Genomic DNA, 15,274 nt, shown 5'->3' on the forward strand with positions numbered 1-15,274 from the left:
TCTTTCTTAGTTTTTAATTTGAATTCTTAAGGTAATATTCCAGTTGGTAACGGCTGTCGAGATAATCATTAAAAGCACTCCAGGCATTTACCTCAATTCTAATGGCATCCCTTATATTTTGAAGGAAAGTTATATAATCTATAGCTCCCTCTTTAAATGCTAATACTGACCCTTCCTGTTGTTCCTGTGCTAAAGGAAGTGCTTCATCCCTATAATAATTCCATGAGTTTCTCCATTTGATATAGTCTTCACGCATATTTTTATAGGCGGTTTCCAGTTCGATTTTATCCTGATAAAAGTTTTGCTCTGCAATCTGTCTATTTACTTGTGCTTCCTGTGTACGGCCTAATTCCGGCCCAAAAAACAGCGGAATTTGAATTCCTATTTGATATTGGAAGAAACCCGATTGCCCGGCTATTTCCTGCCTACCGTACTGACCCTGAAATTTGGGCAAAAATTCAGATTTTCGTTCTCTGGTAACCGCTTTGGCAACATCTATCCTTTGTTCCGAAACCTGTAGCAACGGATGATTTTCAAGCGACTCTACCAGAAAGTTTAAAGGTTCGTCTAAAGTTTCAACAGGCAAATCTGGTACATCATAGATTGTGTCACTAACGAACCATAGGTTTAAACGCTGTATTGATTTCAGGTAATCTCGGTACGATTGTTCCAGCTGTATTTTAACCTCGTTCGCCTGGTTGGAGGTAGCAAGATATTCCAATTTGGAGGTGGCCTCTGTTTCATACCTGATTCTTGCAGCCCTTTCAATATCTTCAAAAATTGAATCCATTTTTCTATAAACCTGGAATGTCCTTTTAGTTGTATAAACCGAGGCCCAGGCCCTGCTTACTTCACGTTCAATTTCAATAGTAGATAACTCTAAGGCACTTTCAGCAAGGGCAACCCTTTCTTTCTGCAATTTTAACCGGGGGGCAATTCCAAAAATATCAATGCCTTGCTGTTGGACGCCAATTTGAGTATAGACCCCATCAGAGCCATTTCCTACTTCTTCTTTTCCTGTAAAGATTTGGGTATTTCCAAAATCATAGGCGGTTTTACGCAATACTTCCTCACTTTCAATTTCAAGTTGAGCAGCTTTTAATTGCGGAAAGTTTTGGATTGCCATTTCTTTAGCCTCTTGCAAACTAATAGTTTGTAAAGAATCCTGTTGTGAATATTCAGATGACATTGCATCAGATTGTGCATTTACAGAAAAGGTTCCGCCTAAAACAAAGCCAATTATCAAAATCGTAGCTAAAGATCGTGAATTGGAAGAACCAAGCTTGTTCTGTTCCTTTTTCTCCCGTCTCTTCTCTACAAATGTATAAAGGACAGGAAGAACCACCAGCGTAAGCAAGGTAGCCGTAAGCATACCACCTATAACAACTGTAGCAAGTGGTTGTTGAACTTCTGCACCGGCAGATGTGGAAAATGCCATTGGTAAAAAACCGAAAATATCTGTTGTTGCTGTTAACATAATAGGTCGTATTCGTTCTTTGGTTCCTGTAAAAATTCTATCTCTTATACTGGTTACTCCTTCTTCTTTTAAAGAATTGAATCTATTTATTAGTACCAGTCCGTTTAAAACTGCAACACCAAACAGAACAATGAAGCCTACACCTGCGGAAATGCTAAATGGCATACCTCTTAACCAAAGGGCAAAAACACCTCCGATAGCAGCCAATGGTATCGCCATATAGATCATGATAGATTGGGAAAAAGATTTTAAGGCAAAATATAGAAGCACGAAAATCAGGAATAAGGCTATCGGTACCACAATCACTAATCGGTCTTTGGCACTCTGAAGGTTTTCGAACTCCCCTCCATAAGTAATATAATAACCTGGTGGCAATTCTAATTCCTCATCTAATTTTTGCTGAATGTCGTTCACCACAGACTCTACATCCCTTCCCCGGGCGTTTACACCCACATAGGTTCTTCTGTAGGTATCATCTCTTGAAATTTGCATAGGCCCCGGAACATACTCAATATCTGCTATTTCTTTTATAGGCACCTGAGTTCCGTCTGGAAGATCGATATACATACCACGCAAATCATCAATATTCTTTCTATGATCTTCATCAAATCTTACTACCAGATCAAATCGTTTTTCTCCTTCAAAAATGACTCCGGCTGTTCCTCCTGCAAAAGCTGTACTTATGTAATCATTGGCTTTTTGGATATCCAGTCCATATTGCGCAATTTTATCACGGTTAAATTTAACGGTCATTTGTGGGAGGCCTGATGTTCGCTCCGCGTTTACGTCTCCTGCACCAGGCACGGTTTGGATAATACTGGCCATTTCCTGTACCTTTTCCGACAACACCCCCAGGTCCTCTCCATATAGTTTAACCGCAATATCTTCTCTAACCCCCTCTAATAATTCGTTGAACCTTAATTCTACAGGTTGCGTAAACACAAGGTTTACCCCAGTAAGTTCTTTATTGAGTTTTTCCTTGATTTGCGCTATAAGTCCTTCTTTAGTTTCAGCGGTTGTCCAATTATCCTTATCTTTTTCAAGAATCAGGTACATATCTGCTATATCCATCGGCATTGGATCTGTTGGGATGTCCGCTACTCCAATTCTTGCTGTTGCTGTTTTAATTTCAGGAAAATTTTCTATAAGGATATTTTCTATTTTTTTGGAAACTTCAATAGACTCTGTTAATGAACTTCCTGGTCTGATTAAAGCCTGCATTGCAATATCCCCTTCATCCAGTTGAGGCACAAATTCTCCTCCCATTCTGGAAAAAAGGAAACCGGCTAATACAAGTAGAACAGCAGCAGCACCTACAACAATGAGCTTCAGTTTTAATGCCCCTTTCAGTAAAGGCATATATACCCTTTGTATTCCACCAATTATCTTATCACTTATCCTTTCCAGCCAGCGTTCAAACCTTCCAAACCAGTTCTTTTTATTCTGAATGGGTTTCATAAATAGGGCAGACATCATAGGGACATAGGTAAGGCATAAGAAAATAGCACCTATCATGGCAAAACCGAAAGTGTACGCCATCGGCTTAAACATTTTACCTTCTACCCCCGTAAGAAAAAGTATAGGCGTGAATACAATAAGAATTATAATCTGTCCAAAAAATGCGGAACCCATCATCGTGGTTCCGGCATCATAGGCTACTTTATCCATTACGCCTTGATTGAATTTTAGCTTTCCAGACCTAATCCGTTTTTGGATCTCATACACCGTTCCTTCTATAATAATCACGGCACCATCTATAATAATCCCAAAGTCTATAGCTCCCAAGCTCATTAAGTTTGCCCATACATTAAATTGCTTCATTAATATAAAGGCAAAAAGCAAGGACAACGGTATGGTCGTGGCCGTTATGATGCCACCTCTTAAACTACCCAACAATAAAACAAGGGCAAATATTACGATTAGGGCGCCTTCCAGTAAATTGGTTTTAACGGTATCGGTCGTTCTGGCAATTAGCTCACTACGATCAATGATAGGGGCGATAGTGAGACCTTCTGGCAGGGATTTTTCAATTTCTGCCATACGATTCTTAACATTTTGAATAACCGCATTAGGGTTTGAACCTTTTAGCATCATTATTATTCCTCCCACGGCTTCCTTACCGTCTTGCGTAAAAGCACCATAACGTACCTGATTCCCAAAATGGACGCGTGTTGCAACATCTCCAATAGTTACGGGAATGTTGCCCTCGTTAATAATCGAAATATCTTTAATGTCTTCCAAAGAGCGAATAAGACCTTCACCTCTTATGAAATTTGACATTTTATTTTTTTCTATGTAAGCACCGCCTGTATTCACATTGTTCCGAGCGAGAGCCTCATACACTTGTGAAATACTAATACCCAAACTATTCAACTTATCTGGGTTGACAGTGACCTCGTACTGTTTAATACTGCCTCCATAAGAGTTGACCTCTACCACGCCTTCCAGTAATGTGAGTTGTCGTTTGATAACCCAATCTTGCACGGTGCGCAGTTCCATAGGCGAATACTTGTTTTCAAAACCCTCCTCTGGCTTTATAGTGTATTCATAGATTTGACCTAAACCAGTAGAGATGGGACCCATAGATGGACTTCCAAATTTTTCAGGGATAGATTCGCCCAGTTCGTTTAGTTTTTCCTGTACCAGCTGTCGAGGAAGATAGGTTCCCATATCGTCTTCAAAAACGATAGTAACTACGGAAAGGCCAAAGCGTGAGATAGATCTTATTTCTGTAACGCCTGGTAAATTACCCATAGATAGTTCTACGGGATAGGTTACAAATTGTTCAATATCTTCTGTGGCAAGATTTGGCGACTGGGTGATCACCTGAACCTGATTGTTAGTAATATCTGGCACCGATCCCAGGTTGACGGTCATCATGGACCAAATACCCGTCCCTATCAGCGCTAAGGTAAGTAGTCCAATAATAAATTTATTATTAATGGAAAATGCGATTATCTTATTAATCATATAAATAAAAATTTAATTCAGTTAAAATTCTTGATAATAATTTTGTGCCTAACAAAATCTATCAATAGGACCAAGGATCTAGTATGAGAACCAGGATTTGGTCAAAAAAGGATATAATTATCCTTTAAAAAAACTGAATTATGCCTGTGGTGGCTGTAAAATGGAAGTGGTAAAATCTTTTTTTATACCGTTTAAGTAGAGAAAATCTTGAGAAGAATTGTATTTAAACTCAAATTTTATTTCTGCGAATTTGAAATAAGTTGCGATTATATGGCAACATTGGCAAATACAAAATGGGGAACATAAATCTGCATCTTGATGTTGGTGGTTATCACCTAAATCTTGAGAAATTTCTGTTTTAACTTCATTGTCAAAAGTACCTGTATCTTCACAAGGCACTAAATTTAGTGTGAAGATATAGATTGACAATATGAATGCTAAAAATTTCATTAAGGCAAATATAAGAATTTTTTAATGCAATGGTTGTGCAAAGAAAAAAGGCTTCGGATTATAAAAACCATAAGGTTTCTTGACCAAAAGGTGGTATTTCCTTGCTTTCAAAACGAGGTGCTATTTCTGCAACCATTTCAGGATATTTAATTGTTATTGGTACGTTTTGTTGACGTAAGGATTTCCAATATAGCCTACTAAATTGATACACTTGCTCTATTAGCTTTCTAATCATTTTACTATCATTTAAAGCCTCTGGTGTAGGACTTGATATTTTAAGTTTTATTGGAAATGAATAACTTGAATGACTTGGGTATTTTACAGTATTGTTATACCTCAAATTATTAAAGAGTAAATATTTATATTCTCCTTTAGGGCCAATATTTATATATGTGCCACTCATTGGAATTAACTCACCATTCCAATTTTGGTCAAAAGCAATAATATCTTGTGATTTTGTTTTATTAATATTAAGAACAAAAAGAGGACAAGGCAATTGAAGTTTATCCATCATTTCTAAAACAGGTTGTATTTCTTCATCCTTCATATCCTTATAAAAGTGAATCACTATTTTTTCAGGTATTTGGTTTGTTGGTACGTATTGATAGATAGCATCACTTAATGCACCCCCTAACTGTTTAACATCAGATTTACTGAAATAATGAAATTCATTAAATCTTCCATTATTTTTAAAACTAAATGCACTCGCTACATATCGAATGTTTTCTTCGGTATTTTTAAATGCACCCACACCTATAACTAATTCATTTTTAGGTTTGACATTTAGTTGCCAAGGTGTACCATCTAATTTTGCTAATAAGGCTAATGATATATTGGTTAAATCGTATATAAACTTATGTTGATTTCTTCTAAATCTATCAAACTCTATTACTTGAGATATAATTCTTTTATATAAAAGCTGCTCTTTAACCTTGTAATACACTAACTTTTTTTCAAGATTGGGTTCGTGCTTGTTAAAAGGACTTAAATAAATAGCAACATAATTAATATTAGGGTCAGATTTAAAATCTTTTATACCCTTTGCAATTTGAGGTAATGGATTTTCTAAATCATCAAATATTATATTGACATTATTATCGAAATGTGCTAAAACACCTGCATAAATATTTAAACCTTTATACCAACTTGTACCATCTTCCAATAATTTTTGCAATGCTTCTACTTCTTTAGCATAACTTGTATGATATATAAAGAAGAAATGCACATTATCTAACTGACAAGGATTTAAAGGCTTTAAATTCTTAAAATCAATTTTGGGATTTCTACCAACACCATTTTGAAACACTAAATCATTGCTTTCATCAGCAACTTCACCAATTCGATTTATTTCTACAGGTAAGTAATCGTCATTATTAACAGGAATAACTTTCTTAAATTCTTCACTTAAAATGAAATGTTGAATAAACTTATCTATTTTGTGTTTATAACCAATATATTTATTGGACTCATCTTTTGGTTCTGGTTGAATATTAAAAGCTGTTCGTAAATCGTTATTCAAAATGGCAAAAGCCTTTGTGTTATCATCAATAAATTCCTTTTCCTTATGATATTTTAATAACCTCATTTTATATACAACTTTATTAAGATTTGTTGTTGAGGTATGTTTTATAATTTCAGAAATAGGTTTTTTAAACACTTTGGCCATACCATCATAAGAAATAACTAACTCACCATATTCACTAACTTCTTTAATTTGTACTTTGACAGTAAACTTATAATACTGTGCAAAACTTTTATTTTGATATGATCTATTACCTATCCAAATTTGATTATCATTCACAAAGTTTTGACCAACAAGTTTTTTTATGCTTTTAAAGAATTTTTTGATTCGCCAATTATAGTAATGCTTTATTAAGTCGGTTGGTTGTTCTTTTAGATTGAGTTTTAAAGGCAAATAACCTTCCTTTTCATAAATAAATGATGTGTAGATAAAATCAGGATTTTCTTCTTTTATACCAGGAAACAAATCTTCTATATTGGTTGGAAACTTTGTTTTATACAACTTTTGCGCATTTCCAATTTTCTCTTTACTTAAATAAAAAGTTATTGGTTTGTCTGGTAAATCAAATGTTATGATATTAAAATAAAGTTCCTGACTCATAAGACTTGGGTTTATTAATTCTACTTCTTGCTCAATCTATTAATTTTTTGTTCTACAATTTTGAGGATTTCCGTAATGTTCTTTTCATCTTTTAACATAAAGACAATTTTATCTGCCATCCAGAATTGAAGCAATTCATTTTTATTTTGTTTTAATACTTTGGCTAATGCTTCAGCTTGTTCTTTACGAGCCATACGAGTACCACGTTCAATTTTACTTAAAAGTGCCGTATCAATATTCATTTGAGAAGCAACTTCTCTTAATAGTAATTGTTGTTCCTCTCGTATTTCTCTGATGTATTCGCCAAATGTCATTTTAGGGAGATTTTGACTTGTCAATATCTGTCTAATGTAAGAAAAAGAAAATAAGAACTAACAAAAAGATATTAACAATTATAAACAGGAAATGAGGAAGTTAAGGATTTGAGGATATAAAGTATTTTTATAAATCCTCGTTTCCTTAAAATCCTCAAAATCCTTATTGTGCTTTTGTGGGATTTGTATAATTGTTATGTGCTTCCCTATGTATTAGACCAGCATCAACAAATTTAGTAATATAGCCTTCTGCTGTTTTATGAGGAATCTTGTTTTTGTCGGCTATATTTAGGTAATCTTGTCTTGAAAATTGATAAGGTAGTGCTTCTAAAAAACGTTCTTTACGATTGGCTCTTTTTACTTCTTTTTGTTCGATAGGTAAATCGTTAAACACCTTACTACTGTGCTTTACTAATACGCTTATCATTTCCAATGTATTTTCAAAATCTATATCCTCACAATATCTTACTTGGTTTACATCACCATCTTCCATAATGCGAAATACAGAAAACAACATTATAATTCTAAATGCTATTAACCCCAAACGTCTAACAGTTGCTATATAGTCATCGGGTTGAAGATTGAGGTATTTGGTTTGAAGCTTCTCAAAAAACACATTAAACTTTTGTTGTTGCTCGGTTGTTAGCCTTACTTCAATATCAGGATTGTTTTTTAGGGTTTTGTATAACCCAAAAAATTCTTTTCCTAATTGGTCGTAATATTCATCTAAACCATTGGTTGTATCAGTTTGAAAAACGTTCTTCCAAGTAGGTTTGATATTCATATAATAAAACATAAAACGACTAAACAAGCCATTTTCAGCACTTGGAACCAATGCCTGAATCTGCTTTGGTGTACCAGACAACACCGTTGACAAACAAGGTCTTTCAATATCTACATACTCTCTGTCCGTTCTACGATAGTAACTAATGGTTTCGTGGTGGAATGCTTTACGAAAACCATCGGAATAATTACCGTAATCACTTTTAAAAGCTTGTGCTAAAGTATCTCCTTCGGTTTCAAAAATTAACCCTCTACCTTCATTATCCGATATTAATTGATAAACACCTGTTACACTATTGTTAGCCGGAATAAACAGCATTCTTTCAGGTGGTTTACTCGGTTTTTCCATAGTTTCACTTTTGCCCTTATTCATATTATAAGTAGCCATTTCAACTTGATGCTGTTGTTTTAGGGTTTTGGATTGTTCGCGCTTTTCTTTGTGAACAGGATTTACCAAATTTTTAATTTGGTTTAATCTCCCTTTTCCTGCTGAAGCAGGTGCAGTAACAAATAAATACAAGTTGCTAAACACTTTCCGTTGGTCGTACACACCAAACAATTTAGGAAAACAAGCACTAAATGCTGTTAATGCACCCAACAACAAAATATCACGTTCTTCATTACTGTCTGATGGTTTTACTACTTGTTGAAAAAATGTTGGGATGTTGTTGTAAACTGTTGTAGGTATTGTTGGCAATGGTTGTTTTTCTTCCTCTGGATGTTGCGATACTTCAACAACTTGTTGTTGCTGTTTTGGTTTAATACCAACTTGATGCAAATGGTGGTATAAGGTTGCTATGCTTATACCGTGTCCTTTTGCTTGTAAGCATTTATTATACTGTTCGTCGCATTCTTTATGGTCGTAACCTGAATAATTTCTGCTAATTCTATGGTAGTAATCACGTCCAGCTTCACCGTATTCCTCTGAAATAGCAAAACCAATATCACGCCACTTTTCATAAGTATCAGTAATATCGATACCTGATTGTTCTAAAGCGTTGATATATGTTTCAATATCATTTGCAACAACCGTTGTCGGTTTGTTGTTGATTGGTTTTTTAGGTACTTCTTTTTGCTCTGGAACAGCTAACCAATCTTTCGGGTTGAATATTTTTGTCATAGCTTTTGATGTCTTTTATGTAGGTATGCCAATGGATCGTGGGATAAAAAACACGCTCTGGAAATGTCTTTACCCGATTGGTCTACCTCAATGTTATATGTTTGCTTTATGTAATTGGCCACCGCAATAAAATATTCGTTGTGTGGCACTTTAGATATATCGATTCTAATTATCCATTTTAAGCCTTCACCAGAAGGTGATGTAAACAACAATTCGGTATCAAAATATTCATCGTTCAATAATTGTTGTTTTAGTTCTTCAAGATTTTGTAAATGGTCAAAATCGATTGTTAATAGTGATGAATGCTCTATTAAGCTATCATCATTTCGTTTAGAAAACACGCCTGAAAATGTAGCATAATCAAAATTATTTGCTTTAAATTTTCGTGCTTCTTTTGGGTCTTTAATCGCTCTAAATTGTTCTGTGATACTTTTATACTTATCGCTTGTAATACGCTCAAATATTTGATGTAACCGCACTTTTTCGGTTGGAAATACATTTCTAATTGGTGCATTATAAAAACTGCTGTAAGCATACCAAGTATCATCGGGTGCATCTAACCAGGATAATTCATCTTCTTTTTTAACTTCAAAATTTAGATGCAGTTCCTCATTAATTTTAAGTAACAATTCTTCTTCATTAATACTTTTAAAATGATAGGATGCAAAATCGAATACATCGCCTTTAAAATCGGTTAATTCTGTGTCGTAATGGATTGCTTTATTTTCAACAACATTAATTTGTAATGTTGATTTACCACCGTTAAAAGGATTGCGGGTTATCCCGCAGTCCCTTCCTTTTAAGGAAAGGACTGTTGATTTAGGATAATACTGCCTTAATACATAAGCATAAATATTTAACCCGTAATGCGTTTTCTTTAAGATACTTTCTTTACTTATTTCCATCGCATTTAAAATTTGGGTTATAATAATTGCTTTGTAATAGTTCCTCTATATCAGATACTTTGTAATAAAATTTACCTTGTATCTTGCTATATGGAATCGTGCCATTTGAACGGAATGTTTGCAATGTACGTTGGCTAATATGTAGCGTTTGCATTACGTCCTGATTGTCAATCCACATATCTTTTAAGCGTTCTGCTCTCGTAGCTCTTATTAATTCGATACGTGCTTTTAAATCCTTAATCTCTTGCGAGAGTGCCAAGAGTAAATCGATGATTTCAGTCATAACTAAATCCTTCCTTTTTTGATTAAGTAATTAGCTGCCTGTTGCTCGATTTCATCTTGGGAATCCATACGGTTACGCAATAACCATTGGTCTAATTCCTGACGTTGGAAATAGATTTTTTTACCATTCGGTTTATAGTGTGGAATGGCTCCCGTACTTGTAAGTTTATACAAGTGCGATTGTGATAGTTCTAAATACTGACAAGTTTCATTGAAATTCAATACTTGCTTTTGCAACGTTTGTTGTTCTACTAACAACTTTTCGATGCGTTCTAAACGTTCAATTATTTTAACGTCCATCTTTTTATAAATTTTAATTTAAAAATGGACTTCTGCGCAAAAGTCATCCTTGATTGTCAAGGATATAGCAAATATTTAAAAAGGTGTTTGGTATAACAGAAAAGAGAAAAAATGGTATTATTAAACCATTAAAAAACAATGAATTACATTGTTTTTGGTATTAACTAAATGGTATTAAGTAGAGAAAATACCACTTTTAAAAAGTGAAGTTTTATTTGATTTGGTCAAGCCAAAAATTGGCATCAACTAATTTTTGATAGGCTCTTTTTTCAGCACCTAAAAAATTACGGTATTCTTTATCGGCATTACTACCTGGACCATAACGATGAGCAAAGAATTTATGAATATGTTTACGCTCAATTTTTTTAGATGGTTTATCTTCAAAAAATATCCTTTCATTAAAGTATTTTGCTTCCGTTAGTTTTACCATAAAAGCTGCAAGTAATATTTTTTTACCCCGCTTTTTGGTAAAGTTATAATCATCATCAATAATACCTTTTTCATTTAACAGCTCCTCTAATTTTGCAAATTCCCATTGTTTAGGCTTGTTAATAAGTTCGTTATAGGATAAGACATCATTGTTTTCTTCTCTAACATCCCCTTGAATAGCATTGAATTTGGAGCTTTGTTTTACTTGTTTCCTGACCGTTTTTATTTCTGCACCGGAATAGGATTTTACAATTAACTCTTGAGGTGGTTCTTCATTAAAAAATACTTCGTGCAGTTCTTCTATTGTATAAATTTCAGCATCACTTAATTCTGAAAATCGTTCTTGAAGTTCCATAAAAAGCATCATCGCATTTGCTTTTAAAAATGAAATGATATAGGCTTCATCAGATTTATCATTTTGAATTGGCTTTAAAGACAAACTTTCATCAATAACATTATCTGAAATGTAATTTTTAATCTGGGTTAAATAATTTAAAAATTTACGGTGAGCATTATCGTATAGAAAAGACAAATGATCAGCTGTTGAGTTTGCATCAAGTGCATCATTAATTTGATTAAAATTTTTGATGTACTCGTTTTCTATTAATTTTAAATAGTATTTACGCTTGTTAGAATACGCCTTTTTGAAGTCGATTTCATATCTAGGCGTTGTATTGAGGTATTGCTTTTTAAAGCCTTTTAAAAGCTCTTTAAATTGGTTTTCGGTTCTTTTATCATCAGTAACCTTTTCCACATACAGTAAGTCGATAAATAAGTCTTTAGCCATTTGGGTTAAGGTTTATTCTGTAAGCTGCTTGTTTCTTTTTGTCGTCAATTACTTTAGCGTAAATTTGAGTTGTTTTTAAGTTCTTATGACCTAACATTTTTGAAACTGTATAAATATCAGTACCTAAAGTTAGTTGCAATGTAGCAAATGAATGACGCGCACAATGGAACGTGATATTCTTTTTAATTTCTGCATCTCCAACCCAATCTTTTAATAGGTCATAGTTTCTTTGAACGTTATTAATATTCTCGAAAACTTTTTGAGTTGGTTCTCCTTTCTCTCCTAACAATTCAAATGCTTGTTCAGAAATTGGTAAGGTTTCAGCTCCTTTCGTTTTCTTTTGCTTAAATCTAATAAAATTCCCGTAACTTTCTGAATATTGGATTTCTGACCATTGTAGCTTTGTAATATCAGACCAACGCAATCCTGTAAGACAAGAGAAAAGAAACGCATTTTTTAATTGTGGATGTTTACTATCTGTGCTAAAAAGCTTTCTAACTTCTTCTAAAGTTAAAAATTCCATATGTGTATCTTCTTCTTTGAAGTTTTCAACATAAATTGCAGGATTGTATTGTATTACCTTTTCTTTAACCGCTTGACGTAATACTGCCAATAACTTTTTAAAATATGCAGATTTAGTATTTTGGCTTAATTCTCGTTTACTTCTGGAAAGTGCCTTTTTATCTAAATACTCTTTAAAACCTTCAACCCATTCTTCATCAATTCTTTCAAAAGAAATACCACTAGGATAATAAGCTTTTAAGTGCTTTAAAGTACTATTCCAAACTGCTAAATTCCCCTTACTTTCTGAACGTCTTTCAATCCATTGCTCTAAATACACAAAAAAGTTCCCTTGTTTCTTTTCCTTATTCTCAAAGCCATAAATATTATTTTGAATTTCTAGATGCCTTTTAGCTCTGATGCTTTCGGCAAGTTGCAAGATTTTCTTATTCTCTAATTTCTGCGCTTTGGTTAAGGACCCTTTATCGGGTTCTGGTGTCAAATATAATTTCAAGTACTCGTATTTACGATTACCATTTTCGTAATAATCAAGATATAAACTAATTCGTTTCCCTTTTCTACGTTGGCGTAAAGTAACTTTCATTTTTCTTATATTTACTGTGTTAAACGATGTGTTGTATTAATGTTAAATGGGCAACAATACGGCAACAAATATAAGCAAAAAAGGGTAGTTTGGCAACAAAAAAGAACACTGAAAACCCTGTAAAGCAATGATTAATAGATACATAACAAACAAAGGAAAGATAATGAATTTCCTCTCGGAAATTCCGTTGTGTTTGCTATCTTTACGCTAGGCGGAAAAAATCCTACGGATTTGTCCCGCAACAAATCAATACACAAATACGTTACCCACAAGCTGAAAACCAACCGCATATTTTAGCACTTTCGGCTTTTTCCGACACACAAATCCAACGCTTAAAACCAAAAGAGCTAAAATTTTCCCAACGCCTGAAAATTATGTATTTTAGTATTTGCTTAAATAAGAAATAACCGTAACTTTGTTTTATGGAAAATAATTCTTGCATAAGACAACAAGCCGATATTGAACAAATAAATCGTTGCAAAGACACAGTTTCGGAATTAAACGAATCGTTCGACTATTTGGCGAACGGACTTTCATTAGTCGGAAATAACGTTCGACTGAAAATACTTTACCTACTCTTTCAGGAAAAAAGACTTTGTGTTTGTGATTTAAGCGACATTCTCGGAATGAACATTTCTGCTATTTCTCAACATTTGAGAAAAATGAAAGACCGAAACCTATTACAAACAGAAAGAGATGCTCAAACGATTTTTTATTCACTTACGGCTGAATACGAAAAAATGCTAAACCCATTTTTTGAGATACTTGATAAAAACAAAATTTTAGAAACGATATGAAAAGTGAAAACAAATTAATCGGTGCAGGTTTGTTAACGGCAATTACAGCTTCTTTATGTTGTATTACACCAGTTTTGGCTCTTATCGCAGGAACAAGTGGAATTGTTTCAACATTTTCTTGGATAGAACCTTTTAGACCATATTTAATTGGACTGACAATTTTAGTTCTTGGCTTTGCTTGGTATCAAAAACTTAAACCTCAAAAAGAAATAGACTGTGATTGTGAGACGGACGAAAAACCAAAATTTATTCAATCAAAAAAGTTTTTAGGTATTGTAACAGTATTTGCAATTGTAATGTTGGCTTTCCCATATTATTCTGGAATTTTTTACCCAAACACAGAAAAACAAATAATTGTAGTTGACAAATCGGACATTAAAACAACGGAATTTAAAATCAGCGGAATGACTTGTGCCAGTTGCGAAGAACACGTCAATCACGAAGTAAACAAACTCAACGGAATTGTAAACTCAAAAGCGTCTTATGAAAATGGAAATGCAATCGTTGAATTTGACAAAACCAAAACCAATGAAACGGAAATTGAGAAAGCAATTAACTCAACAGGTTATAAAGTAACCGACAAAAAAGAAAATTAATGGAAACTATATTAAAATCTGAAATAACTTGTCCAAACTGCGGACATAAAAAAGTGGAAGATATGCCAACAAACGCTTGTCAATTTTTCTACGAATGCGAAAATTGTAAAAAGGTTTTAAAACCAAAAGAGGGAGATTGTTGTGTTTATTGTTCTTATGGAACAGTAGCTTGTCCACCAATTCAAGAAAATAAAAGTTGTTGTTAAAAAGCCAACGCTAAAAGCCATACACATTTGCAATTCGCTTCAGCCGAAACACAAGCCAAAAATTGCAAAAGAGTATGTCTTTGCCAACGCTGAAAACCAAGCTGAACGGAATAAAGCCAGTGGGTAATCGAGTAGACGGCCGTGAACGATGAGTCCACGGTGCGCCTCTCACACCACCGTACGTACGGGTCGCGTATACGGCGGTTCGAAAATGATACTAACCCTTATAGTATGTTAGCATACTTAAATAACCTCTTTTCTGTAATTTAGATTGCGTTATTGTCGTTCGTAGAATAGGACTTTGAGCTACTGCCCAACCTCCCATATTGGTTCGACTCCATGCATAGGCTTGTCCTTGGGGTATGCCCAAACGAATTAGGTTTTTCCGTTTACGTTCGGGTTTCTTCCAATCATGCCAAATGCAGTACCGTATTCGGTTTCGCAGCCATTCGTCCAGCTTTTTAAGTTTACCTTGTATGGATGCTGGTTTAAAATAATTAACCCAGCCACGTATAAGTAGATTTAACCGCCCTATACGCTCATCAAAGCTCATTGGTAGCGTTTTCTTGGTCAGATATTTCAGCGAACGCTTCAAACTTTGCCATTTACTCTTGGCTACCACCGCTTGATA

The 15,274-nt window shown here is 34.2% G+C and carries 14 protein-coding genes; 3 read left to right on the forward strand and 11 right to left on the reverse strand.

What is annotated here, in order from left to right; genetic code table 11:
- Positions 1-13 precede the first annotated feature (13 nt).
- The 10 genes from BM383_RS18335 to BM383_RS18380 form a co-directional block, all read right to left on the reverse strand.
- The gene (locus tag BM383_RS18335; RefSeq protein WP_093026606.1) at positions 14-4,447 is read right to left on the reverse strand and encodes a CusA/CzcA family heavy metal efflux RND transporter; all 4,434 of its coding nucleotides are present in this window, start codon (positions 4,445-4,447) and stop codon (positions 14-16) included.
- 138 nt (positions 4,448-4,585) lie between these two features.
- Positions 4,586-4,897 (reverse strand): DUF6660 family protein, encoded by a 312-nt coding sequence (locus tag BM383_RS18340; protein WP_093026607.1) that lies wholly within the window; start codon positions 4,895-4,897, stop codon positions 4,586-4,588.
- Positions 4,898-4,955: 58 nt separating this feature from the next.
- Positions 4,956-7,019 (reverse strand): Piwi domain-containing protein, encoded by a 2,064-nt coding sequence (locus tag BM383_RS18345; protein WP_093026608.1) that lies wholly within the window; start codon positions 7,017-7,019, stop codon positions 4,956-4,958.
- A 20-nt stretch (positions 7,020-7,039) separates the two neighbouring features.
- Complete coding sequence (locus BM383_RS18350) at positions 7,040-7,333, reverse strand: helix-turn-helix domain-containing protein (RefSeq protein WP_093026609.1); 294 nt, start codon at positions 7,331-7,333, stop codon at positions 7,040-7,042.
- 163 nt (positions 7,334-7,496) lie between these two features.
- Complete coding sequence (locus tag BM383_RS18355; protein ID WP_093026610.1) at positions 7,497-9,236, reverse strand: DUF3987 domain-containing protein; 1,740 nt, start codon at positions 9,234-9,236, stop codon at positions 7,497-7,499.
- Entirely contained in the window at positions 9,233-10,141 is a 909-nt protein-coding gene (locus tag BM383_RS18360) for a BT4734/BF3469 family protein (protein WP_093026611.1), read from the reverse strand. Before BM383_RS18360 ends, BM383_RS18355 begins: the two co-directional genes overlap by 4 nt.
- Positions 10,128-10,424 (reverse strand): helix-turn-helix domain-containing protein, encoded by a 297-nt coding sequence (locus BM383_RS18365; protein ID WP_093026612.1) that lies wholly within the window; start codon positions 10,422-10,424, stop codon positions 10,128-10,130. The genes BM383_RS18360 and BM383_RS18365 overlap by 14 nt, the downstream gene beginning before the upstream one ends.
- Positions 10,425-10,426: 2 nt before the next feature.
- Positions 10,427-10,723 (reverse strand): helix-turn-helix domain-containing protein, encoded by a 297-nt coding sequence (locus BM383_RS18370; protein ID WP_093026613.1) that lies wholly within the window; start codon positions 10,721-10,723, stop codon positions 10,427-10,429.
- A 211-nt stretch (positions 10,724-10,934) separates the two neighbouring features.
- Entirely contained in the window at positions 10,935-11,939 is a 1,005-nt protein-coding gene (locus BM383_RS18375) for a DUF6617 family protein (protein ID WP_093026614.1), read from the reverse strand.
- Entirely contained in the window at positions 11,932-13,044 is a 1,113-nt protein-coding gene (locus tag BM383_RS18380; protein ID WP_093026615.1) for a site-specific integrase, read from the reverse strand. Before BM383_RS18380 ends, BM383_RS18375 begins: the two co-directional genes overlap by 8 nt.
- Before the next feature lie 422 nt (positions 13,045-13,466).
- Between BM383_RS18380 and BM383_RS18390 the strand changes: the two genes are divergently transcribed.
- The 3 genes from BM383_RS18390 to BM383_RS18400 are packed head-to-tail and all read left to right on the forward strand — an operon-like array spanning position 13,467 to position 14,643.
- The gene (locus tag BM383_RS18390) at positions 13,467-13,841 is read left to right on the forward strand and encodes an ArsR/SmtB family transcription factor (RefSeq protein ID WP_008615513.1); all 375 of its coding nucleotides are present in this window, start codon (positions 13,467-13,469) and stop codon (positions 13,839-13,841) included.
- Positions 13,838-14,437: a mercuric transport protein MerTP gene (gene merTP, locus BM383_RS18395; protein WP_093026617.1), complete on the forward strand. Its 600-nt coding sequence runs from the start codon at positions 13,838-13,840 to the stop codon at positions 14,435-14,437. Before BM383_RS18390 ends, merTP begins: the two co-directional genes overlap by 4 nt.
- Positions 14,437-14,643: a GDCCVxC domain-containing (seleno)protein gene (locus tag BM383_RS18400; RefSeq protein WP_085766308.1), complete on the forward strand. Its 207-nt coding sequence runs from the start codon at positions 14,437-14,439 to the stop codon at positions 14,641-14,643. Before merTP ends, BM383_RS18400 begins: the two co-directional genes overlap by 1 nt.
- Before the next feature lie 217 nt (positions 14,644-14,860).
- On the opposite strand, the gene BM383_RS18405 is transcribed toward BM383_RS18400, so the two are convergent.
- A partial coding sequence (locus BM383_RS18405; RefSeq protein ID WP_317040075.1) for a group II intron maturase-specific domain-containing protein occupies positions 14,861-15,274 on the reverse strand: 414 nt, incomplete at its 5' end.

It is taken from the genome of Pustulibacterium marinum (genome assembly GCF_900116665.1).
Lineage (GTDB): Bacteria > Bacteroidota > Bacteroidia > Flavobacteriales > Flavobacteriaceae > Pustulibacterium > Pustulibacterium marinum.